1 pseudogene is annotated in these 331 nt (G+C 64.7%); it reads left to right on the top strand.

Annotation, left to right across the window (positions count from 1 at the left end):
* Window positions 1-331 (top strand): annotated as a pseudogene (gene actP, locus HX873_RS31935) (cation acetate symporter); the annotation flags it as partial.

Here is a 331-nt window from a genome sequence, read left to right on the forward strand (position 1 = left end):
CCTGATGCGCTTCTTTACCGTCAGCGACGCCAAGGAAGCGCGCAAGAGCGTGTTCTACGCCACCGGTTTCATTGGCTACTTCTACCTGCTGCTGATCATCGTCGGCTTCGGCGCCATCGTCATGGTGGGTACTGACCCAAGCTTCCGGGATGCCAACGGCGCGATCATCGGCGGCGGCAACATGATCGCCGTGCACCTGGCACAGGCCGTGGGCGGCAACCTGTTCCTGGGGTTCATTTCGGCGGTGGCCTTCGCGACCATCCTGGCCGTGGTCGCCGGGCTGGCGTTGTCCGGCGCGTCGGCGGTGTCCCACGACCTGTATGCCTGCGTG

This window comes from Pseudomonas sp. P7758 (assembly GCF_013386485.1).
Classification (GTDB): domain Bacteria; phylum Pseudomonadota; class Gammaproteobacteria; order Pseudomonadales; family Pseudomonadaceae; genus Aquipseudomonas.